This is a genomic window from Azospirillum thiophilum, assembly GCF_001305595.1.
Lineage (GTDB): Bacteria > Pseudomonadota > Alphaproteobacteria > Azospirillales > Azospirillaceae > Azospirillum > Azospirillum thiophilum.
On sequence record NZ_CP012403.1, the window covers coordinates 267,102 to 288,375 of the forward strand.

Annotated in this window: 19 protein-coding genes; 14 read left to right on the top strand and 5 right to left on the bottom strand. The window is 70.3% G+C overall.

The window, feature by feature from the left end:
* Positions 1-100: 100 nt before the first annotated feature.
* Together AL072_RS20415 and AL072_RS20420 are read left to right on the top strand one after the other, a co-directional pair.
* On the top strand, positions 101-475 hold the full coding sequence (locus AL072_RS20415) for a DUF1636 domain-containing protein (protein WP_045584080.1): 375 nt from the start codon (positions 101-103) through the stop codon (positions 473-475).
* A gap of 139 nt (positions 476-614) precedes the next feature.
* Positions 615-881, top strand: a complete 267-nt coding sequence (locus AL072_RS20420) for a hypothetical protein (RefSeq protein ID WP_045584081.1) — start codon at positions 615-617, stop codon at positions 879-881.
* A 178-nt stretch (positions 882-1,059) separates the two neighbouring features.
* Here AL072_RS20420 and AL072_RS20425 read toward each other — a convergent pair whose 3' ends face one another.
* The 3 genes from AL072_RS20425 to AL072_RS20435 all read right to left on the bottom strand — a co-directional run bounded on the left by AL072_RS20425 (position 1,060) and on the right by AL072_RS20435 (position 3,792).
* Positions 1,060-2,364, bottom strand: coding sequence for a hemolysin family protein (locus AL072_RS20425; protein ID WP_045584082.1), 1,305 nt, complete (start codon positions 2,362-2,364; stop codon positions 1,060-1,062).
* 25 nt (positions 2,365-2,389) lie between these two features.
* Positions 2,390-2,971, bottom strand: a complete 582-nt coding sequence (locus AL072_RS20430) for an exopolysaccharide biosynthesis protein (RefSeq protein WP_245636951.1) — start codon at positions 2,969-2,971, stop codon at positions 2,390-2,392.
* A gap of 386 nt (positions 2,972-3,357) precedes the next feature.
* On the bottom strand, positions 3,358-3,792 hold the full coding sequence (locus AL072_RS20435; protein ID WP_045584083.1) for a response regulator: 435 nt from the start codon (positions 3,790-3,792) through the stop codon (positions 3,358-3,360).
* 214 nt (positions 3,793-4,006) lie between these two features.
* Between AL072_RS20435 and AL072_RS20440 the strand changes: the two genes are divergently transcribed.
* Both AL072_RS20440 and AL072_RS20445 read left to right on the top strand, forming a co-directional pair.
* Positions 4,007-6,169, top strand: coding sequence for an ATP-binding protein (locus AL072_RS20440; protein ID WP_245636952.1), 2,163 nt, complete (start codon positions 4,007-4,009; stop codon positions 6,167-6,169).
* Between the two features lie 76 nt (positions 6,170-6,245).
* Positions 6,246-6,845, top strand: a complete 600-nt coding sequence (locus AL072_RS20445) for a hydrolase (protein WP_045584084.1) — start codon at positions 6,246-6,248, stop codon at positions 6,843-6,845.
* A gap of 82 nt (positions 6,846-6,927) precedes the next feature.
* Here the strand turns inward: AL072_RS20445 and AL072_RS20450 are convergent, their stop codons facing one another.
* Complete coding sequence (locus tag AL072_RS20450) at positions 6,928-7,434, bottom strand: helix-turn-helix domain-containing protein (protein WP_045584085.1); 507 nt, start codon at positions 7,432-7,434, stop codon at positions 6,928-6,930.
* A gap of 592 nt (positions 7,435-8,026) precedes the next feature.
* On the opposite strand from AL072_RS20450, the gene fliF reads away from it, so the two are divergent.
* The 10 genes from fliF to AL072_RS20500 are packed head-to-tail and all read left to right on the top strand — an operon-like array spanning position 8,027 to position 19,939.
* Positions 8,027-9,688, top strand: coding sequence for a flagellar basal-body MS-ring/collar protein FliF (gene fliF, locus AL072_RS20455; protein WP_045584086.1), 1,662 nt, complete (start codon positions 8,027-8,029; stop codon positions 9,686-9,688).
* A 56-nt stretch (positions 9,689-9,744) separates the two neighbouring features.
* A complete protein-coding gene (locus tag AL072_RS20460) occupies positions 9,745-10,509 on the top strand; it encodes a FliH/SctL family protein (RefSeq protein ID WP_045584087.1) in 765 nt (254 codons plus the stop codon).
* Positions 10,510-10,543: 34 nt separating this feature from the next.
* A complete protein-coding gene (gene fliN / locus AL072_RS20465) occupies positions 10,544-10,858 on the top strand; it encodes a flagellar motor switch protein FliN (protein ID WP_045584088.1) in 315 nt (104 codons plus the stop codon).
* On the top strand, positions 10,858-11,796 hold the full coding sequence (locus tag AL072_RS20470) for a motility protein A (RefSeq protein ID WP_082109170.1): 939 nt from the start codon (positions 10,858-10,860) through the stop codon (positions 11,794-11,796). The genes fliN and AL072_RS20470 overlap by 1 nt, the downstream gene beginning before the upstream one ends.
* A gap of 4 nt (positions 11,797-11,800) precedes the next feature.
* Entirely contained in the window at positions 11,801-13,366 is a 1,566-nt protein-coding gene (locus AL072_RS20475) for a sigma-54-dependent transcriptional regulator (protein WP_045584089.1), read from the top strand.
* A gap of 42 nt (positions 13,367-13,408) precedes the next feature.
* Positions 13,409-15,580 (top strand): flagellar biosynthesis protein FlhA, encoded by a 2,172-nt coding sequence (flhA, locus tag AL072_RS20480; protein ID WP_144428320.1) that lies wholly within the window; start codon positions 13,409-13,411, stop codon positions 15,578-15,580.
* A 46-nt stretch (positions 15,581-15,626) separates the two neighbouring features.
* Positions 15,627-16,937: a flagellar biosynthesis protein FlhF gene (locus AL072_RS20485; RefSeq protein ID WP_045584090.1), complete on the top strand. Its 1,311-nt coding sequence runs from the start codon at positions 15,627-15,629 to the stop codon at positions 16,935-16,937.
* On the top strand, positions 16,934-17,731 hold the full coding sequence (locus tag AL072_RS20490; RefSeq protein WP_045584091.1) for a MinD/ParA family protein: 798 nt from the start codon (positions 16,934-16,936) through the stop codon (positions 17,729-17,731). Before AL072_RS20485 ends, AL072_RS20490 begins: the two co-directional genes overlap by 4 nt.
* A gap of 10 nt (positions 17,732-17,741) precedes the next feature.
* Positions 17,742-19,589 (top strand): hypothetical protein, encoded by a 1,848-nt coding sequence (locus tag AL072_RS20495; protein ID WP_045584092.1) that lies wholly within the window; start codon positions 17,742-17,744, stop codon positions 19,587-19,589.
* Positions 19,586-19,939, top strand: coding sequence for a hypothetical protein (locus tag AL072_RS20500; RefSeq protein WP_045584093.1), 354 nt, complete (start codon positions 19,586-19,588; stop codon positions 19,937-19,939). Before AL072_RS20495 ends, AL072_RS20500 begins: the two co-directional genes overlap by 4 nt.
* 96 nt (positions 19,940-20,035) lie before the next feature.
* Here AL072_RS20500 and AL072_RS20505 read toward each other — a convergent pair whose 3' ends face one another.
* Complete coding sequence (locus AL072_RS20505) at positions 20,036-21,232, bottom strand: MFS transporter (protein WP_200909898.1); 1,197 nt, start codon at positions 21,230-21,232, stop codon at positions 20,036-20,038.
* Positions 21,233-21,274: the final 42 nt, after the last annotated feature.

The window sequence follows — 21,274 nt, forward strand, 5'->3', positions numbered from 1 at the left end:
CGGTTGACAGCCCGCCGCCCCGCCTCTAGCTCTGCATGGCCCGGCTTGCCGGGAATCTGCCGCGCCTCCCGGCCCGCCTCATCGTTGCGAAAGCGAAATCATGACCGTCGAGCTTGTCGTCTGTGAGACCTGCCGCCGCCCCGACGACCCGCCCGAGGCGGTGCGGCCGGGGGCCGAGCTGCTGGCGCTGATGGAACGGGCGCTGGCCGGCGCTCCCGATCTCGCGGCGCAGGTCCGGCTGCGGCCGCTGCGCTGCCTGATGAGCTGCCGCCGGCCCTGCGCCGTCGCCGTGCGCTCGGCCAGCCGGATGAGCTATGTGCTGGGCGACATGGCCGCCGACGAGGAGGCGGTGGAAACGCTGACCGCCTATCTGCGCGCCTATGCCGCCACCCCGGACGGACTCGTTCCGTTCAAGCAATGGCCGCAGGGGGTCAAGGGCCGTTTCGTCGCCCGCCTGCCGCCGCTGGAGGATTGAACGGAGCGACAGGTGAAGTCTGACGGCACTTAGGTCTTCCCCTCACTGGCCAAGGATGCATTTGACAGACCAAGGTGGCATTCCGATTATTGTTGGCAAGACCAACGAATCTCGCCCTGCGGGCGGGGAGGAGCGCCCGATGAAGGTCGACCCCGAGGTTCTGAACTGCGCAACCGGTCTGTTGCAGATGGTCCGCGAGGCGGAGCGCGCCAACGGCTGGGAGGCCGGCGTCCTGATGCGCACCACCCTGCACCTGCTGGTGGTGGCCGGCGCCGACGGCCATGGCTGGAACGCGGACGACCTGACCGAAGAGGTGCGCGATCTGGTCGAGGCGGTGCGGAGGACGAATACCGGCGAGGCCGCGGCGTTCGGAGCGGCCGGCGCGGCGCGGGCGGCGTTGCATTGAGGGGAGCCGTTCGTATCTCCTCCCCGACGCTCCCTCAACCGATGCCCCCTCAACCGATGCCCCCTCCCTAACCCTCCCCCTCTTCGAGGGAGAGGGGACTGCCACCGCTTTGCGGAAGGCACCCTCTCCCTCGAAGAGGGGGAGAGCCGGGGAGGGGGCAATGGGCATTCGGGACCGGCTAACCCTCGGAAACCTCCGGGTTCAGCTGGATCAGCACCTTGTCGATGCGGCGGCCGTCCATGTCGACCACCTCGAAGCGGATGCCGTTCCAATGGAAATGTTCGGCCGGCGCCGGGATGTGGCCGAAATGGTCGAGCAGGAAGCCGGCGATGGTGTGGAAATCGCCCTCGCCCTTCAGGTTCTTGACGCCGACCAGCGCCTCGACCTCCTCCACCGGGGTCATGCCGTCGACCAGCCAGCTGCCGTCCTCGCGCTGGACGGCGCCGGCCTCGTTCTCGTGGCTGCTGTCGGGCATCTCGCCGGCGATGGCCTCCAGGATGTCGGTCATGGTGACCAGCCCCTCGACGCTGCCATATTCGTCGACCACGATCGCCATGTGGACGCTGGCCTGCTTGAACAGCTCCAGCAGGCGGAAGACCGGCGTGCCGTCATGGACGACCAGCGGCTGGACCATGGCGGTCCGCAGATCGAAGGCGATGCCCTTCAGCGACTGGTCGAGCAGCGCCTTGGCCGCCACGACGCCCTGAAGCTCGTCGACGTCGCCGCGGCAGACCGGGAAGCGGGAATAGCCGCTCTCGCGGATCTCGAGGCCGACCGTCTCCGGGCTGTCGTCGATGTCCAGCCAGATCAGGTCCGGGCGCGGGGTCATGATCGAGCGCACCGTCCGGTCGGACAGATGCATCACGCCCTCGATCATCTGGCGCTCGGCCGGCTCGAAGACGCCGCTCTGGGTGCCTTCGGCGATCAGGGTCTTGACCTCCTCCTCCGTCACCGTCTGCTCGCGCGAGGTCGGCAGCCGCAGCAGCTTCAGCACCGCGTCGCTCGACACGCCGAGCACCCAGACCACCGGGGCCGACAGGCGCGACACCGTGCGCATCGGCGCGGCGACCAGCACCGCGATCCGCTCCGATGAGATCAGCGCCACGCGCTTGGGCACCAGCTCGCCGATGATCAGCGAGAAATAGGTGATGGCGGCGACCACCAGCGCGAAGGCGACGGTGTGGCCGTAGGGGGCGATCCACGCGGCCTGCTCGTTCAGCACGCCGCCCAGCCGTTCCGCCAGGGTGGAGCCGCCATAGGCGCCGGCGATGATGCCGGTCAGGCTGATGCCGACCTGCACGGTCGACAGGAAGCGGCTCGGATTCTCCGTCAGCTCCAGCGCGATGCGGGCGCCGATCCCCCCCCTCTCCTCGGCCATCTGTTGCAGCCGGGCCCGGCGGGCCGACACCAGCGCCATCTCCGACATCGCGAAGAAGGCGTTGAGCAGGATCAGCAGGACGATGACCAAAAGTTCCCAGATCATGGCGGTATGCCCAAAGGGCGCTCCCTCAACCGATCAATTGTTGCGCCACCGCGACCGCAGCCTGCCCGATACCGAGCAGGATTGCGGCGATGATGGCGATGGACAGAAGGCCGGCGATAAGGCCGGCCGACACGAAGACGCCGTCGGATTCCATCAGCCCCAGCGCGATCAGGGCGATCGCCAGGGCCGGCGGCTGGTTTCCGAACATGATGGGAAGGGCCAGGATCCCGGCCAGCAGCATCACCGCCAGCCCGAGCAGCCGCTCGGCGGCGGGGCCGCTCAACGCCGGCAGGCGGGGGCGCAGGCGCCGCTCCAGCCGTTCGGCCCAGGGCCTGGCCCGGCGGATGACGCCGAGGAAGGCCTTGCGGTCGAGGGTGACCGCCAGCATGCGGCGCGGCAGCCAGGGCGCATGCCGCCCTGCCGCCATCTGCGCGCCGATCAGGATCATCGGAACGCCGGTCGCGGTCGACAGGCCGGGAACCGGCAGGATGTTGGGAATGGACAGGATCAGCAGCAGCGCGGCGAAGGCGCGCTCGCCCAGCGTGTCCATCACCTCGCCCAGGGAGACGCGGTCCGCCGATACGCCGGCGGCGGCGGTTCCTGCCACGGCGGCGTCGCCGCTTGCCAGGAACCCGTCCAGCAGGTCCGAAACGCGCGCGTCGGAAGGGCCGGAAGCAGGAGTGCCTGAAGGATCGCCGGATGCGCCGTCCGGGCCGCGAGCATAGGGAGGGGACGCACCGGGGGGACGGGCGTCGTACGACCTGGGGGACGACCCGGGAGGTCGGTCTTTGCTCACGGCTCTCCCCGATGCCGGAAACGGGATCGGAGCGGGCCGGGCGAAGGATGGCAGGAAACCATGGACCTTTCGCGTCGCGGCGGCATCGATCTCCCTTCTACAGCAAGGACCGGCCAAGCGCCAGCGCGGGTTGGGGCAGGACGGCGGGAGCACACGTCCGCCTTCCCCGTCCGTCCGCAAGGCCCGGTCGCCGATGCCTATTGCCGTTTCTGCATGGCGAAGGTCAGGCGCTTCATCAGGTCGGCCTTCGACACCGGCTTCACCAGATATCCGGAGATGCCGTACGCGATGGCGCGCTTGACCACATCGGCCTCGCGGTGGCCGGTGAGCACCAGCACCGGAAGGTCGGCGAGCGGATTGCCGGTGGCGGTGCGCAGCGCGTGCAGCAGGTCGAGCCCGCCCATGCGCGGCATTTCCAGGTCGCAGATCGCCAGGTCGACGTCCTCGCCGCTCTTGCGCAGGATGTCGAGCGCCTGCACACCGTCCGCCGCCTCGAACACGACGCGGACCCTGATGTCGTGCAGCAGGCGGGAGATCAGCTTCCGGGTGAAGTCGTCATCCTCGACCAACAGCACACCCAGGTCGTGAATCGTCCGGATCCGGCGGGTGCCGCCGCCTGTCTCCACCACCATGAGGCTCTCCGTTCCGTCCGGCTTCCCCCAGCCCATCCCGGGGACACCGGCCAATACAGTTTCTTTAACGCACCATTGAGCAGTCGTTAACGGTTTTCCGTATCCGCCCCTTCGGGGTGTCGCCGATCGTGCCGGGGAGGAATGGCATTCGGTTGGACAACGCCCTATCCTGCTTTCAAGTCCAACCATCCCCCGACCAGGATCGCCCGCAACCGTGTCCCCGCCGCCGCCCGCCGACCAAAGCCCGCCCCCCTTCGGCAGCCTGCCCCCCTTCGGCAGCCTGCCGGAGACGGCGATGCTCGCCGCCGTGGTCGAGGCCAGCGACGCCGGGATCGCGGTGATGGACGTGACCCGCCCCGGCTACCCCATCGTCTATTGCAACGCCGCCTTCCTGGGGATGGTGGGCTATGCGGCCGACGAGGTGATCGGCCGCAACAGCGCCTTCCTGCAAGGGCCGGAGACCGACCCCGGCACCGCGACCGCGATCCGGGCGGCGCTGGAGGAGGTGCGGCCGTTGTCGGTGGAGGTGCTGAACCACCGCAAGGACGGCAGCACCTTCTGGAACGCCCTGTCGCTGCGGCCGGTGCCGGGACCGGACGGGCGGGTCCGCTGGATCGCCGGCACCTGCGCCGACGTCACCCGCAGCCGCAAATCGGAGCAGGAGCTGCGCGCCGCCGAGGACAAGCTGACCCGGCTGGCGGCGGAGACCTTCGCGCTCGCCGAGGATCTCGACCGCGCGCGGGAGGAGGCGGACGCCGCCCGCGTCGCCGCGGAGAATGCCAGCAGCGCCAAGTCCCGCTTCCTGGCGATGATGAGCCACGAGCTGCGCACGCCGATGACCGCGGTGATCGGCATGGGCGACCTGCTGATGGGCACCGGGCTGAACGAGCAGCAGAAGGCCTTCGTGAAGACCCTGCGCTCGTCGGCCGGCACGCTGATGACCATCCTGAACGACGTGCTCGACTTCTCGAAGATCGAGGCGGGGCAGTTGACGCTGGAGGAGATCGACTTCTCGCTGCCCCGGCTGGTCGAGGATGTCGTGCAGTTGTTCCTGGTGCGCGCCGCGGCCAAGGGGCTGACCCTGTCCGCCTCGATCGCCGACGACACGCCGCGCCACATCCGCGGAGACCCGACACGGCTGCGGCAGGTGCTGTTCAACCTGGTGTCGAACGCCATCAAGTTCACCGACCGCGGCGCCATCGAGATCGCGGTGTGGTCGCCCGATCCGCCCGCCGCCTGGAGTCCGGAGGCTCCCGGCCCGCAGCCCATCACCCTGCGCTTCGAGGTGGAGGACAGCGGCATCGGCATGACGGCGGAGCAGCGGTCCCGCCTGTTCGACGCCTTCGTCCAGGCCGACGTCTCGACCAACCGCAAATATGGCGGCACCGGGCTGGGGCTGGCGATCTGCAAGCGGCTGGTCGAGGTGATGGGCGGCGAGATCGCAGTGTCCAGCGCGCCCGGCCGCGGCTCCGTCTTCCGGTTCTCGATCCGGACGCGCATGGCCGAGGCGCCGCCGATCGGGGAACTGGGCAACCGTCCCGCCTTGTCGCCGGTACAGGACGGGGATGGACGGAGCCCCGTCGCCCTGCGGCTGCTGCTGGCCGAGGACAACGACATCAACCGCATGCTGATCGTCGCGATGATGACCCGCCTGGGGCACCGGATCGACGCGGTGAGCGACGGGCGCGCGGCCCTGGATGCGATACAGGGGGACGCGGTCCAGGGGGACGGCTACGACGCGCTGATCCTCGACATGGAAATGCCGGTGCTGGACGGCCGCTCCACCGCCCGGGCGATCCGGCGGTTTGATGGGCCGGCCGCGCACATCCCCATCGTCGGCCTGTCCGCCGACGCGCTGCCCGAACACCGCGACGGCCACATGGCCGCCGGGCTGGACGCCTATCTGACCAAGCCCATCGACTGGGACCAGCTGAATGCGGTTCTCGTCGAACTGGCGACCCGTCCGCGCGAGGGGCGGACGGTGCCGGTCCCCAGCCCCCCGGAGGCCGACGGCAACCGCTTCTCCGCCCTGCCGCTGATCGACCGGGTGAAGCAGACGGAGCTTCGGCTGGCGCTGGGCGGCGAGGCGCTGGACGGCATGCTGGAGCTGCTTCCCGAAACCGCGCTGCGCGAACTGCACGCCATCCGCTCCGCGCTCCAGGCCGGACGCCCGCGAGAGTTGAAGCAGGCCGCCCATACGCTGGCGGGACTGGCGGCCAATTTCGGCACGCCGCGCATGGCCGCCATCGCCCGCGCCATCAACGACACCCCGTCCGACACCGACAAGGTGGCCGCCCTGCTGCCCCTGCTGGAGACCACCGTCACGGCGACCAGCCGCCTGGTGCAGGACCTCGCCGGCGGGGACGGCGGGGGATGACCGGCCGGCGGGCAATCCCCGCCGTCCCGATGCCCCCGCCCCCGCTCCGGCTTTGGATTTGGATAAGGTGACCGAAATGCAGCAGTTGGACCTGCTCAAGCGACCGAGCGGCCGGACCGCCATGCTGATGGCGTCGGGATTCACGTTCGATCTCGAACATCCCTGTGCCGACGGCATGCCGATCGCCGACGTGGCGCGGTCGCTGGCCTATCAGCCGCGATGGGCAGGCGCCACCCGCGAATTCTATTCGGTCGCCGAGCACAGCGTCATGGTTTCACGTCTGGTCCCGCCGGCCTTCGCGCTCGACGGCCTGTGCCACGACCTCGACGAGGCGATCAGCGGGGACATCGCCTCATGCGTCAAGCTGCTGATCGGGCGGGAGCATCTGAAGAAGAAGCTCGACCCGATCAAGCGGGCGCTCGCCCGGCGCTTCGGCTTCCGCCTCGACGGCGCCGACGTCAAGCACGCCGACCTCGTCTGCATGGCGACCGAGTTGCGCGACCTGCTGCCGCCGGCCTGGATGGATTTCGGCCACCTGCCGCCTCCCCATCCCGACAGGATCGTGCCGGTCGGTCCCGAGCGGGCATTCACCCTGTTCCTCGAACGCTACGAGGAGCTGAAGCATCTGGCCGCGCCGGCCGGCGACGGCCAGCGCAAGCGCAGGACGCCGGGCTGAGCCGTCGGAAGCAGTGGCCGGAAGCAGTGGCCGGAAGCAGTGGCCGGAAGCAGTGGCCGGAAGCAGTGGCCGGAAGCAGTGGTCAGGCGTGTCCGCCCTGCTCCGCCCGGCGGCCGCGGCCGCGCCGGACCTCCGCCGCCCCGGTCCCTGCCCCGGTCCCGGTCCCGGCATCCGACTGTTCGGCGCAGCGTTCGGCCAGTTCGCGGATGGCGGCACGCACCTGCGGATCGCGGATGCTCTGGAAATAGCGCGCCAGCATCAGCGCCTCGCGCGATTGCAGGGTGTTGTCCGGCTCCTCCCTGCCGGCGGCCGGCACCTCGCCCTCCGGCACCGCCTGACGGTTCTCCAGCCCTTCGAAGAAGACGGAGACCGGGACGCGGAAGAACTGGCCGAGCTTGAACAGCCGGCTGGAGGACACGCGGTTGAAGCCGCGCTCGTACTTCTGAAGCTGCTGGAAGGTCAGCCCCAGCGCCGAGGCGACGTCGCTCTGGCTGAGGCCGGCCAGCATGCGCAGTTCGCGCAGGCGTTGGCCGACAAACACGTCGACCTCGTTCAGGCCTTCCTTCTTCTCGCGGCCACGCCGTTTCATGGCTCTTTCCCTTCGATACTGTACTGGCCCCCGATGCCCGGTCCGCCCGCCATCGCCAGGGATGCCCGGAACCCCGTCGCTCCGGAAAACGCCGCCAGCGGCGCCGGTGCAGGGAAGGACGTCACCGGGACGGACGAATCGGCCGGATGCGGGTGTGGAATGCAACTCAGCTATGACCGCCATGGGTCGATGTCAACCGCCGCTCGACCGAATACCTCCTTTGGACAAGTCTTGCCTGACCCGACTCATCCGACGCTTCATACCGGCATACCCGTTTCGCGCATCGCGCGCCATGACCCCGCCCGCGGTCGCGTTCGGCGCACCGTTGCGCTCAAGCCGGGGGAATGCTGCGTCACTGTGACCCAGGGTTGCGCGCATGGCCTTTGCAGGGCTGCAATATTTGCGGGGCACTAGGCATATTTTGCCGGGCACTGGGCAAATTCTGCCGCCGATTAACCCTCTGTTCATCAAGACCACGCAGCATGCCCCAGAGTAGGCAAAGCCCGGCGCGGAACTTGCACAAACCGTCTCGCATTCGCGAAACAGGCCGTGTGGAGAGCATGCCGGACAGACTTCCGATCGGGGATCGCGCGTGAACAACCTGCTGCAGACCTTGCGCAATCTCGGACCCGCGCGCCTCGCCGCGATCGGCGGGGTCGGGCTGCTGCTGATCGGATTCTTCGTCTACCTGACCACCCGGCTGTCCACGCCGGAGATGGAGCTGCTCTACGCCGAACTCCAGCAGACGGAGGCGGCGGCCATCGCCAAGAAGCTGGACGAGGCGAAGGTTCCCTACAGCGTCGACAAGACGGGCACCAAGATCATGGTGCCGGCCGACCAGGTCGGGCCGATGCGCATGCGCATGGCGGCGCAGGGACTCCCCTCCGGCGGCTCGGTCGGCTACGAGCTGTTCGACAAGGGAGAAGGCTTCGGCGCCACCAGCTTCATGCAGAACATCAACCACCTGCGCGCGCTGGAAGGCGAGATGGCGCGCACGGTGCAGACGCTGAACGGCGTCCAGCAGGCCCGTGTCCATCTGGTGCTGCCCAAGCGCGAGCTGTTCGCCCGCCAGCAGAACCCGGCGACCGCCAGCGTCTTCCTGAAGCTGCGCCCCGGCGCCCAGCTGAGCCGCGAGAACATCCAGGCGATCCAGCAGCTGATCGCCGCCTCGGTGCCCAACCTCGACCCCAACCGCATCTCCATCGTCGACGACAAGGGCAAGCTGCTGGCGCGCGGCACCGGCAGCGACACGGCGGAAGCCATGATGGCGAGCGCCGAGGAGAAGAAGCAGGCCTACGAGGGCCGGCTGGCCCGCACCATCGAGGATCTGCTGGGCCGGACGCTCGGCTACGGCAAGGTGCGGGCGGAGGTGTCGGCCGACCTCGATTTCGACCGCATCACCACCCAGTCGGAAATCTTCGATCCGGAAAGCCAGGTCGTCCGCTCGACCCAGACGGTCGCCGAGTCGAACGAGAGCAGCGACCGCGACCCGCTGGCCCCGGTGACGGTGGACCAGAATCTGCCGACCTCCCAGGCCAGCAGCAGCGCCAGCCCGCTGTCCTCGAACAAGTCGAACCGCAACGAAGAGACGATCAACTACGAGATCACCAAGACCACCAAGTCGCATGTGCGCGAGAGCGGTCAGGTCCGCCGCCTGTCGGTCGCGGTGCTGGTCGACGGCACCTACCAGCTGTCCAAGGACGCGCCGCCGGCCTACCAGCCGCGCAGCGAGCAGGAAGTCGAGAGCATCAAGGCGCTGGTGCGCTCCGCCGTCGGGATGGACGCCGTGCGCGGCGACACGCTGGAGGTGGTCAACATGCGCTTCTGGTCGCCGGAAGACGACATCCAGAAGCCGGAAGAGCTGTTCATGGGCATGACCAAGGACGACCTGTTCCGCATCGCGGAGATGGTCGTCCTGGGCATCGTCGCCGTCCTGATCATCCTGCTGGTCATCCGCCCGCTGATCTCCCGCGCCTTCGAGAAGGCCGAGATGCAGGAGGAGGACGAGATGGACCGGCTGCTGACCGACCAGGCCGGCATGCCGGCGGCGCTGTCCGCCCCCACCGGCGCGCTGGCCCAGGATCTGGCGCTGGAAGCGGCCCAGGCCGACGAGGAGCTGGAGCAGATGATCGACATCAACCGGGTCGAGGGCCGCGTCCGCGCATCCTCCCTGCGCAAGGTCGGCGAGATCGTCGACAAGCATCCGGAAGAGGCGGTCTCGATCCTGCGCAACTGGCTGTATCAGGAGAGCTGAGCGATGCCGGCCTCCGCCATTCCCGCATTCGGCACCCATAAGGGAGCGCACCGGCCATGAGCGTGCGCAAATTCCTCTTCGACGAGTCCTTCGACGTGGACGCCGTGCCCCGCATGACCCATGTCGAGGAGGACGACCTGCTGCCGGAGGACGAGCCGCCGCAACCGGAGGAGCCGCCGCCCCCGCCGGCGCCGATCTTCGGCGAGGAGGAGCTGGCCGCCGCCCGTGCCCAGGGCTATGACGAGGGCCTCGCCGCCGGCAAGTCGGAGGGGACGGCCGCCGGCTACGGCAAGGGCTTCACCGATGGCATGGGCGCCGGCCAGAACACCGGCTACGAACGCGGCAAGGCGGAGATCGAGGCGACGGTGAACAACCGCATCGCCGGCGCGCTGTCGCAGATCGCCGACGGGGTCGCCCGCCTGCTGGCCGAGCACGAGGCGGGCAGCGCGGCGCGCTCCGAACAGCCGGTCCATCTGGCGCTGGCCATCGTCCGCAAGCTGATGCCCGAATGGGCGCGGCGCGGCGGCATGGTCGAGGTGGAGGGGATGGTCCGCGCCTGCCTGACCGACCTGATCGACGAGCCGCGGCTGGTCATCCGGGTGGCCGACGATACGATGGATCTGGTGCGCGAGCATCTGGACCGGACGGTCGGGTCGCGCGGCTTCGGCGCCAAGCTGATGGTGGTCGGCGATCCGTCGATCGCGCCCGGCGGCTGCCGCATCGAATGGGCCGAAGGCGGCATGGAGCGCGACACCGCCCAGCTGCTGGCCGAGATCGAGCGCCGCGCCGCGCACATGCTGGAGGCTCCGGCCCCCGTCTGAGGGGTGTCCGGAATGAAGGAGGTTCGAGACCGTCATGCCGAGCGACAATTTCTCGCTGAACGACCTGAACAGCAGCGGCGACGACTACGCCAGCCCCGGGATCGCCAAGGATCTGGAGGCGGTGTACGACATCCCGGTCCAGATCTCGGCCGTGCTGGGCAAATCGACCATGCAGGTGGCGCAGCTGCTGAAGCTCGGCCGCGGCGCCGTGGTCGAACTCGACCGCAAGGTCGGCGAGGCCATCGACATCTACGTGAACAACCGCCTGGTCGCCCGCGGCGAGGTGGTGGTGGTGGAGGACCGGCTGGGCGTGACCATGACGGAAATCATCAAGTCGGACCGGGGCTGATGGCGATCTCCTCCGACCCGGCCACTCCCCGCGCCAAGGCGGTAGTCCCCGGCGGTGCCCCCGGCGGCGCTGCCGGCGGCGCCCGTCAGGCGGCGGCGGCCGAGCCGCCGGCCTCGGCCGGGCGCGGCGTGCGGCTGCGCGGCGGGCTGGACGTGGCGACGCTGGTCGGGCTGGCCGCGGCGGCGGGGGTGATCCTGCTGGCGATCACCACCGGCGGCTCGGCCCGCGCCTTCCTCGACCCGCCGTCGCTGCTGATCGTGCTGGGCGGCACGCTGGCGGTCACCACCGCGTCCTTCTCGCTGGGCGACGTGGCGATCGCCTGGAGGAGTGCCGCGGCGGTGCTGGTCCACCAGACGCTCGACCCCAAGGGCGTGGCGCGGCAGGTGCTGCTGCTGGCCGAGGCGGCGCGGCGGGCCGGGCCGGAGACGCTGCGCAACGTCCTGCCGGAACTGCGCGCCGAGCCCTTCCTCCACCGCAGCGTCACCCTGATCACCGAAGGGCTGCCGCCCGACGCCATCGAGCGGATGCTGGTCGGCGAGGTCGAGGCCACCGCCGGCGGCCACGGCAAGAGCGCCGGCGTGCTGCGCCGCGCGTCGGAGGTGGCGCCGGCCATGGGGCTGATCGGCACGCTGGTCGGCCTGGTGCAGATGCTGGGCAGCCTGAGCGACCCGTCGGCCATCGGCCCGGCGATGGCGCTGGCGCTGCTGACGACCTTCTACGGGGCCGTGCTCGGCAACGTCGTCCTCGCCCCGCTCGCCGCCAAGGTCGAGCGGGCGGCGGAGGAGGACGCGCTGGTCAAGACCCTCTACACCATCGGCGCCGTATCCATCGCGCGCCAGGAGAATCCGCGGCGTCTGGAGATGCTCCTGAACGCCGTCCTGCCGCCTGGAAAGCGGATCCAGTATTTCGACCGGGAAGCCCCGAGAGTGGGAGCGTAAGGCTATGCGTCTGCTGATCGTTGGAACGTTGGAAGGCTACATCACCGCCGCCGGCAAGATCGCCATGAAGCGCGGGGCCAAGGTGTCGCACACCGACAGCATCGAAGGGGCGCTGAACGCGTTGCGTGCCGCCGCCGGCGCCGATCTGGTGATGATCGACGTCAAGCTGGACATCGCGACCTTCATCGACAGCCTGAAGGCGGAGCGGATCACCATCCCGGTGGTGGCCTGCGGCATCGGCACCGACGCGGCCGCCGCGGTGCGCGCCATCCGCGCCGGCGCCAAGGAGTATCTGCCGCTGCCCCCCAACGCCGAGCTGATCGCCGCGGTGCTGGAGGCGGTGGCGGAGGAGAGCCACTCCATCGTCTGCAGCGACCCGGCGATGCTGGCGACGCTGCGGCTGGCCGAGCAGGTGGCGCCGAGCGACGCCTCGGTGATGATCACCGGCGAGAGCGGCACCGGCAAGGAGCTGATGGCCCGCTTCATCCACCGCAAGAGCCGGCGGTCCAACGAGTCCTTCGTCGCGGTGAACTGCGCCGCCATCCCGGAGAATTTGCTGGAATCGGAGCTGTTCGGCCACGAGAAGGGCGCCTTCACCGGCGCCGTCGCCCGCCGGCTCGGCAAGTTCGAGGAGGCCAACAACGGCACCCTGCTGCTGGACGAGCTGTCGGAGATGCATCCCAGGCTGCAGGCCAAGCTGCTGCGCGCCATCCAGGAGAAGGAGATCGACCGCATCGGCTCCAGCCAGCCGGTGAAGATCAATGTCCGCCTGATCGCCACCTCCAACCGCAACCTGGAGGCGGAGGTCAGCGCCGGCAACTTCCGCGAGGATCTGTATTTCCGCCTGAACGTGTTCGCCGTGGCGATCCCGGCGCTGCGCGAGCGCCCGGCCGACATCCCGATGATCGCCGAGCATTTCCTGAGGAAATACGCGGAGGCCAACGGGCTGGGCGACAAGCGCCTGACCGACGACGCCATGCAGATGCTGCAGGCCCACCATTGGCGCGGCAACGTGCGCGAGCTGGAAAACACCATGCACCGCGCCGTCCTGCTGTCGCGCGGCGAGGAGGTCGGGCCGGAGGCGATCATGCTGACCAGCAAGATGCTGGCGCCGGAAGGCGGCGTCCAGGCCTCGATCCCCGCCAACTCACCGGTCGCCAACCCGTTCGCCGGCCCCGGCGGCACCGTCCCGGCCGCCCAGCCCCACTCTTCGGGCCAGCATCCCTCCGCTCCGATGTCCATGCAGCCGACGGGCCCGCTGCCGACCAGCTACGGCCCGCCCAAGGGCGGCAAGGCCGGACCCTACGGCATGGCGGCCAACAGCGGCGCCGCGGCGGCGGCCAATGCCGGCACGTCCGGCGCCGGGCTGGCGGCGCTGATCGGCCGCACGGTGGCCGATGTCGAGCGCGACCTGATCCTGGAGACGCTGACCCATTGCCTGGGCAACCGCACCCATGCCGCCAACATCCTGGGCATCTCGATCCGCACGCTGCGCAACAAGCTCAAGCAGTATGGCGACGAGGGCCGCAGCGTGACCGCCCCGGGCAACGAAGAACGGGCGACCGCCTGACGGCTTCGTCCGGGACCGGGCCCCTAAGCGGCGGGAGCAGACATGGCGCTGACCGAGCATAATGCGGGTGGAGGCGGGGGCGGCGGTCCCGGCAACATGGCCGCCTTCGGCGAGATGTGGGCGGTCGTCAAGGCGTCGCTGAAGCGCGGCGACGTGGCGATGGCGATTGGCATCCTGATCGTCGTGGTCGGGCTGATCATGCCGCTGCCCAGCGTCATGCTCGACATGATGCTGGGGCTGAGCATCACCGTCTCCATCCTGATCCTGATGGTGGTGCTGTTCATCGAGAAGCCGCTGGAGCTGTCCTCCTACCCGACGATCCTGCTGATCACCACGCTGCTGCGCCTGTCGCTGAACATGGCCTCGACCCGCCTGATCCTGACCCAGGGGCACGAGGGAACGTCGGCCGCCGGCCATGTCATCGAGGCCTTCGCCAATCTGGTGATGGGCGGCGACTTCGTCATCGGCGTGATCATCTACGCCATCCTGACCATCGTGAACTTCAAGGTCATCACCGCCGGTTCGGGCCGCATCGCCGAAGTGGCGGCGCGCTTCACGCTGGACGCCATGCCCGGCAAGCAGATGGCGATCGACGCCGACCTGTCGGCCGGCATGATCGACGAGGGCACCGCGCGGGCCCGGCGCAAGGAGCTGGAGGACGAAAGCGCCTTCTTCGGCTCGATGGACGGTGCGTCGAAGTTCGTGAAGGGCGACGCGGTCGCCGGCCTGATGATCATGTTCATCAACATCATCGGCGGCGTCACCATCGCGGTGCTGCGCCACGACATGCCGGTGATGCAGGCGCTCGACACCTTCACCAAGCTGACCATCGGCGACGGTCTGGTGTCGCAGATCCCGGCACTGGTGATCTCGATCTCCGCCGGCTTCCTGGTGTCCAAGGCCGGCATGGGCGGCTCGACCGACAAGGCGGTCGTCGGCCAGCTGACCGGCCACAGCCAGGCGCTGGCCCTGTCGGCCGGCGCCATCGGCGTGCTGGCCCTGCTGCCGGGCATGCCGATCCTGACGCTGGCCCCGGTCATCGCCATCGTCGGCGCCGCCGCCTGGTACATGCCTCGCCTGCGTGCCAAGAAGGATGCCGAGGAGGCCGCAGCCGCCGAGGAGGCCGCCGCGACCGGCGGCCCCGGCGGCATGCCCGGCGGCGGCCCGGCCCCGGACGAGCCGATCTCCACCGCGCTGTCCATCGACCTGATCCGGCTGGAGCTGGGCTACGGCCTCTTGTCGCTGATCAACCAGCCGCAGGCCGGCAGCCACCGGCTGACCGACCAGATCAAGGGGCTGCGCCGGCAGATCGCCGGCGAGGTCGGATTCGTCATGCCGGCGGTGCGCATCCAGGACAACCTGCAGCTTCCGCCCAACACCTACATCATCCGCGTCAAGGAGATCGAGGCCGGGCGCGGCGACATCCGGCCCAACATGCTGCTGGTGATGGACCCGCGCGGCGACGCCATGAGCCTGCCCGGCGAGCAGACGGTGGAGCCGACCTTCGGCCTGCCCGCCATCTGGATCGAGCCCGGCTATCGCGAGGAGGCGCTGTTCAAGGGCTACACCGTGGTCGACCCGTCGACCGTGGTGACCACCCACCTGACCGAGCTGATCAAGGACAACATGCCCGAGCTGCTGTCCTTCACCGAGACGCAGAAGCTGCTGGACGAGACCGACAAGGAACACCAGAAGCTGATCGCCGACGTGGTGCCCGGACAGATCACTGTGGGCGGTTTGCAACGGGTGTTGCAGAATCTCCTTGCCGAACGCGTCTCGATCCGGGATCTTCCCACGATATTGGAAGGGGTATCCGAAGCGACCAGCCAGACCCGCAGCATCACCCAGATCACCGAACATGTGCGCTCGCGCCTTGCCCGGCAGATTTGCGACGCGAACACCAACGAGATGGGCTTCATCCCGCTCGTCACCCTGTCGCCCGAATGGGAACAGGGGTTCGCCGAATCGCTGGTGGGCGACGGGGACGACCGGCAGCTGACGATGGCGCCCTCCCGTCTGCAGCAGTTCATCACCTCCGTCCGCCAAACCTTCGAGCGTCATGCCATGATGGGCGAGAGCCCCGTTCTGTTGACCAGCCCGCTGATCCGGCCCTTCGTCCGCTCCATCGTCGAGCGGTTCCGGCCGGCGACCGTGGTCATGTCGCAGAACGAGATCCACCCGAAGGCGCGCATCAAGACCCTGGGGCAGATCTGATGACGCGCGCCGTCCCTCCTCCTCCGGCTGACGGAAGGCTCCGCCGATGCGGCTGAAGTCCTTCCACGCCCGGACCATGTCCGACGCCATGCGGATGGTGCGCCAGTCGCTGGGCGACGACGCCATCATCGTCGCCACGCGCGAGGAGGAAGGCGGCGGCGTGCGCGTCACGGCGGCGGTGGAAGAGGATGATCTGCCGGCGGCCTCCGCCTCCGGCGACCGGGGCGGCGGCCGCGGCGGCCGGGCCAAGGCGCCGCCGCAGCCGGTCGAGCCCGAGATCGACGTCGGCGAGGTGGTGGCCGACGCGCTGCAGCGCCATGGCGTCCCCGCCGCGTTGGCCGAACAGCTGATCGACGCGGCATCCGGCCTCGACACCGAGGATCCGCGGCTGGCGCTGGGCTCGGCGCTCGATTCCATCTTCGCCTTCAAGCCGCTGCCGGACGGCCGCAGCCAGGTGAGGCCGCTGGTGCTGGTCGGCCCGCCGGGATCCGGCAAGACGCTGATCGCCGCCAAGCTGGCGGCCCGGGCCGTGTTCCGGAAATGCTCGGTCGGCGTCATCACCACCGACACCGTGCGGGCCGGCGGCATCGACCAGCTCGCCGCCTTCACCCGGCTGATGAAGCTGAAGCTGGCGACGGTGGAGGATCCCGACGCGCTGGCCGGCGCCTACGAGGTCCATCGCCGGACCGATCTGGTGCTGGTCGACACCGCCGGCCGCAACCCCTACGACAACCGGGACATGCAGGATCTCCGCGGCCTGCTGAGCGTCGGCGAGGTGGAGCCGGTGCTGGTGCTGCCCGCCGGGCTCGACGCGCTGGAGGCCGCCGACATGGCGCTGGCCTTCAAGGCGGTCGGCGTGCGGCGGATGCTGGTCACCCGGCTGGACATGGCCCGCCGGCTGGGCAGCCTGCTGGCGGTCGCCGCCCGCGCCCGGCTGTCCTTCTGCGACGCCAGCGTCTCGTCCAAGGTGGCGGAGGGGCTGACCGCGCTGAACCCGCTGGCGCTCGCCCGCATGATGATCCCGCCCGAGGAGAAGGCACCCGCCGTGAAGCAGCCCGCCACGCGCAGCGCGCCCAGGCGCGCCGCCTGGGACGAGGAACATGGCGGGGCTCATGACGAGGACCATCAGCAGGATCATGACGGCGGGCATGACGATCGTCATGACGACGATTACGGTCATGGCCGCCGTCAGGGCCGCCGTCATGGTCACGATCCGGAGATGGAGCCCGAGGAACTGGCGCCACCATCTCCGCCACCACCACCGCCACGCCGGGCCGCCGCAGCGGCCAAACCCGCAAAACCCGCAACCAAGGCCAAAAAAGCCGCCAGTTCCCCCTCGTCGAGGACCCTGCCATGACCGATCCGGTGTTCCCGGCCGCCCTCAAGAACGTTCGCCCGCTGCGCGGCGCCAACGTCATCGCCGTGGCCAGCGGAAAGGGCGGCGTCGGCAAGACGTGGTTCTCGATCACGCTCAGCCACGCCCTGACCAAGGCGGGGCTCAACACCCTGCTGTTCGACGGCGACCTCGGCCTCGCCAACGTCGACATCCAACTCGGATTCTCGCCCAGGAACGATTTGGGCGCCGTCATCAACGGCGAGGTGACGCTGGCCAAGGCGGCGCAGCGCTTCCCCGACACCGGATTCGACATCATCGCCGGCCGGTCGGGGTCGGGCACGCTGGCCCAGTTGCCGAGCCAGCGGCTGTCGTCTTTGCGCAACGACCTGCTGGAGCTGGCCCGGAGCTATGACCGGGTGGTGATGGACATGGGGGCCGGCGTCGACCGCACCGTGCGCACTTTGTCGGGACCGGCCGGGACGACGCTGGTGGTGACGACGGACGAGCCGACCTCGCTGACCGACGCCTACGCCTTCATCAAGCTGACCCACGCCACCAACCCGTCCGCCGACCTGCGGATCGTGGTCAACATGGCGCAGAGCGTGAAGGACGGCGAGCGGACCTACGGCACCATCCTGAAAGCCTGCCAGAATTTCCTGAAATACAAGCCGGCGCTGGCCGGCATCATCCGCCGCGACCTGAAGGTGCGCGACGCCATCCGCAACCAGACCCCGCTGCTGACCCGCTCGCCCTCCAGCGACGCGGCCCGCGACGTCGAGGCGATCGTGCAGCGGCTGCTGGCCAACGCCAAGTAACGGGGCACCGATGGGCGGGTCGATCCCACCGTCGGTCAGCCCCGCCGCCGCCACCGCCGCGGCGGCCCCGGCCGCGCCTGCCCCGGTGACGGCCGAGGCGACGGTCGTGCAGCTGCCCGACCGGCTGCCGGAGGTCACCCGCCCGGTGGTGCTGACCGGCACCGTCGCCGGCCAGACGCCCGAGGGGCTGACCCGCATCCGGACATCCGCCGGGGAACTGCTGCTCGACAGCGCGGCGGAGCTGCCGGCCGACAAGCCGGTGACGGTGCAGCTCACCCCCGCCACCTCCACCTCCCCCGCCGCCGGTCAGGCCAAGCCGCTGGCGCTGATCCTGCTCCAGGCACTGGCGACCCCGGCCGGCGCCGGCAGTGGTGCGGCGAGCGGGGCAACGCCCGGAGCGGCGCCCGGAGCGGCGACCGGGCCGACGCCTCCTGCCGTCCTGCTGCCGGCCGTCCCCCCCTCGCCCACGCCGTCCAGCCTGCCGCCGCTGCTGCCGGGGACGGTGGTGCCGGCGCTGGTGCTGGCCAGCGGATCGGGCGCCAAACCGCCGGCACCGATGCCGGCAGGAACACCCGCCGCCGGCAGCCAGGCCCAGCCGCCGACCGCGCCCTCTCCTGCCGGCACGGCTCCCGCCGGGGGCGCCCGGCCTGAGGCGCCGGCCGCAGCTCCGGCTGGTCCAATGGCCGGGGCGATGCCGGGACCGGGCAGCGCGACCTTCGGCACGCCGGTCGAGCTGGGCGGCGATGCGGCCCACCCCGGCGCCGAGACCCCGACCCGGCCCTCCGGCGAGCCGGCGGAACCGCCCGACCTGCCGCGCGGCGCCACGGTGGCGCTGAAGATCCTGACCGTGACCCTGCCGCCGCAACAGCCCCGTCCGCCCGGCGATCCGCAGGAAGCCGGCCGCGGCGGCCAGGGCGGCAACCAGACAGGCGGCGGCCAGCCGCCGGCCGCGGACGGGTCCGCTGCCCAACCCGATGCGGCGCCCGATGCGCCACCCGACGCGCGGGTGCTGCGCGGCACGGTGGCCGGCAGCACGCCGCAGGGCCAGCCCATTCTCGCGACCAAACAGGGCATGCTGGCGCTGAACGTGGCGGCCAGCCTGCCGCAGGGCGCCACCGTCACCGCGGCGCTGACCGACCGGGCGCAAGCAGCGACCCAGGCGGCGGCGACCACCTCGCCCGGCCCGCCGGGGCCGCTGGGCGAGCGCGACTGGCCGGCGATGCGGCAGCTGATGGCGACGCTGGCGGCGGCCGACCCGGCGCTGGCCAAATCGATGCAGGCGACCATGCCGCAGCCCAACCGCAAGCTGACGGCGGCGCTGGGCTTCTTCCTGGCGGCGATGCGCGGCGGCGATGCCCAGGGCTGGCTGGGCGACGAGGCGTCCTCGGCGCTGGACAAGGCGGGGCGGCGCGACCTGCTGGAGCGGCTGGAGAAGGATTTCGGCGAGCTGCGCCGCGAGGCCGCCGAGCCGCTGCCGGGCGACTGGCGCTCCTACACCATCCCGCTGATGGACGCCAACGGGCCGAGGCCGATCAAGCTGCACGTCCACCCGCTGAAGGAGGACGAGGAGAGCGGCGGCGGTGAGCGGTCGAAGCCGGGCAGCCGCTTCGTCATCGACCTGGATCTCAGCCGGTTCGGCCCGATGCAGCTGGACGGGCTGGTCCGCCCCAACCATTTCGACCTGATCCTGCGCAGCCACGCCGCCCTGCCGCCGGAGCTGCGGGTGGAGCTGATCCAGGTCTTCGCCGACAGCGTGCGCGCCGTCGGCTACACCGGCGGCCTGTCCTTCCAGTCCGGCGCCCGCAGCTGGGTGAAGCTGACCCGCGCCGGCAAGGCGGGGCTCGGGGTGTCGGCATGAGGCGCGAGCTGCTGGGCACCCTGCCGTCGCCCGACGCCCGCCATGACTATCTGGTGGAGCTGCGCGGCGAGCCGATGCCGGGCACCCGGCTGACCCTGCGGCTGGTGCCCGACCGGCTGGTGCTGGAGCCTGCGTCCTTCGCCGCCTATCTGGCTGGGTTCGCCGGCTTCGACGGCGGGCCGGAGGCGCTGGCGCTGGCCCTGCTGGACGACCTCAACAACGAGCTGGTGCCGCGCTGGGTCGAGCTGTCGGTGGAGCGGGACAGCCCGCTGCCGCACCGCGTGGTGATCGAGGACCGTCAACCGACCTGGGACAACCCGCAACTGCTGGGCCGGCTGCGGCGGGTTTGAGGGGAGATGGTCGGGTTTTGAGTGTCCTCGGTGCGGACCGGCCATCGAGGCCGGTCCTGGCGCCCCGCGTTGCGGCGGATGCGCTGACGGAGAGGATCAGGCGGCGACGGCCACCGCCCTCGTCCGCACGCCTCCCAGCACGACCATCGCCGCCAGCAGCAGCACGACGCCGCTGACGCCGAAGACCCCGCTGGCGCCGGTGATCCCGAAGATGGCGCCCCCCGCTGCCGCGCCGGTGGCAATGGCGAGCTGCACCGCCGCGACGAAGAGGCCGCCGGCGCTTTCCGCCTCGTCCGGTACGGTCCGGGTGATCCAGGTCGACCACGCCACGGGCACGGCGCCGAAGGCGACGCCCCACAGCGCGATCAGCGCCGACGCAACGACCGGCGAGCCGCCGAGCGCAGCCAGCCCGAGCCCGAGGAGCCCCATGGTCAGCGGCATGACGGCCAGGGTCAGCCGCATGCTGCGCTCCAGCAGCGCGCCGCCGAGATAGGTGCCGGCGAAGTTAGCCACGCCAAAACCCAACAGGATGCCCGACACGCCGCTGATGCCGACGCCGGTCACCGTCTCCAGGAAAGGCCGGACATAGGTGAAGAGTGCGAAATGCCCGGTGAAGACGAGGATGATCGACAGCATGCCGAATCCGACGCCCGGCCGCGCCAGCACCTCGCCCAGCGTCCGAAGGCTGGTGTGGCCGTTCGGCGCCATGCGCGGCAGCGTCAGGAACTGCGCCACCAGCGCCACGAACCCCAAACCGCCGGCCATCAGGAACACCGCGCGCCAGCCGAGCAGGTCGCCCAGATAGCTTCCGACCGGCGCCGCGAAGACCGTGGCCGCCGACACGCCGCTGAAGATCATCGACAATGCCCGCGGGATCATCGCCTCCGGCACCAACCGCATGGCGATCGCGGCCGACATGGCCCAGAAGCCACCGAGCGCCACCCCCAGCAGCACCCGCCCGACCAGCAGGGACAGCAGGTCGGGAGCAAAGGCTACCATCAGGTTGGACACCAGGAGCAACACTGAAAAGGCGAGCAGCACATGGCGCCGGTCGATCCGGCGGGTCGCGGCGGAGATGAGCAGGCTGGCGACCAGCGCCACCATGGCGGTCGCGGTGACGGCCTGGCCTGCCATCGCCTCGGTCATGTGCAGGTCGGCCGCCATCGGCGTCAGCAGGCTGGCCGGCAGAAACTCCGCCGTCACCAGCCCGAACACGCCGAGCGTCAGGGAGAAGACGGCGCCCCAGGCGGGCTCCATCGGCGCGGCACCGGCCGGCCTCGCAGATCCCATCATGTCTGTCCTCGTTGGAAGGTTATGCTGCGATGCAGAATAGGG

Coding starts and splice junctions, on each gene's coding strand:
- AL072_RS20415 (WP_045584080.1), top strand. CDS start 101: ATGACCGTCGAGCTTGTCGTCTGTGAGACCTGCCGCCGCCCCGACGAC.
- AL072_RS20420 (WP_045584081.1), top strand. CDS start 615: ATGAAGGTCGACCCCGAGGTTCTGAACTGCGCAACCGGTCTGTTGCAG.
- AL072_RS20425 (WP_045584082.1), bottom strand. CDS start 2,364: ATGATCTGGGAACTTTTGGTCATCGTCCTGCTGATCCTGCTCAACGCC.
- AL072_RS20435 (WP_045584083.1), bottom strand. CDS start 3,792: ATGGTGGTGGAGACAGGCGGCGGCACCCGCCGGATCCGGACGATTCAC.
- AL072_RS20445 (WP_045584084.1), top strand. CDS start 6,246: ATGCAGCAGTTGGACCTGCTCAAGCGACCGAGCGGCCGGACCGCCATG.
- AL072_RS20450 (WP_045584085.1), bottom strand. CDS start 7,434: ATGAAACGGCGTGGCCGCGAGAAGAAGGAAGGCCTGAACGAGGTCGAC.
- AL072_RS20460 (WP_045584087.1), top strand. CDS start 9,745: ATGAGCGTGCGCAAATTCCTCTTCGACGAGTCCTTCGACGTGGACGCC.
- fliN (WP_045584088.1), top strand. CDS start 10,544: ATGCCGAGCGACAATTTCTCGCTGAACGACCTGAACAGCAGCGGCGAC.
- AL072_RS20470 (WP_082109170.1), top strand. CDS start 10,858: ATGGCGATCTCCTCCGACCCGGCCACTCCCCGCGCCAAGGCGGTAGTC.
- AL072_RS20475 (WP_045584089.1), top strand. CDS start 11,801: ATGCGTCTGCTGATCGTTGGAACGTTGGAAGGCTACATCACCGCCGCC.
- flhA (WP_144428320.1), top strand. CDS start 13,409: ATGGCGCTGACCGAGCATAATGCGGGTGGAGGCGGGGGCGGCGGTCCC.
- AL072_RS20485 (WP_045584090.1), top strand. CDS start 15,627: ATGCGGCTGAAGTCCTTCCACGCCCGGACCATGTCCGACGCCATGCGG.
- AL072_RS20490 (WP_045584091.1), top strand. CDS start 16,934: ATGACCGATCCGGTGTTCCCGGCCGCCCTCAAGAACGTTCGCCCGCTG.
- AL072_RS20495 (WP_045584092.1), top strand. CDS start 17,742: ATGGGCGGGTCGATCCCACCGTCGGTCAGCCCCGCCGCCGCCACCGCC.
- AL072_RS20500 (WP_045584093.1), top strand. CDS start 19,586: ATGAGGCGCGAGCTGCTGGGCACCCTGCCGTCGCCCGACGCCCGCCAT.
- AL072_RS20505 (WP_200909898.1), bottom strand. CDS start 21,232: ATGATGGGATCTGCGAGGCCGGCCGGTGCCGCGCCGATGGAGCCCGCC.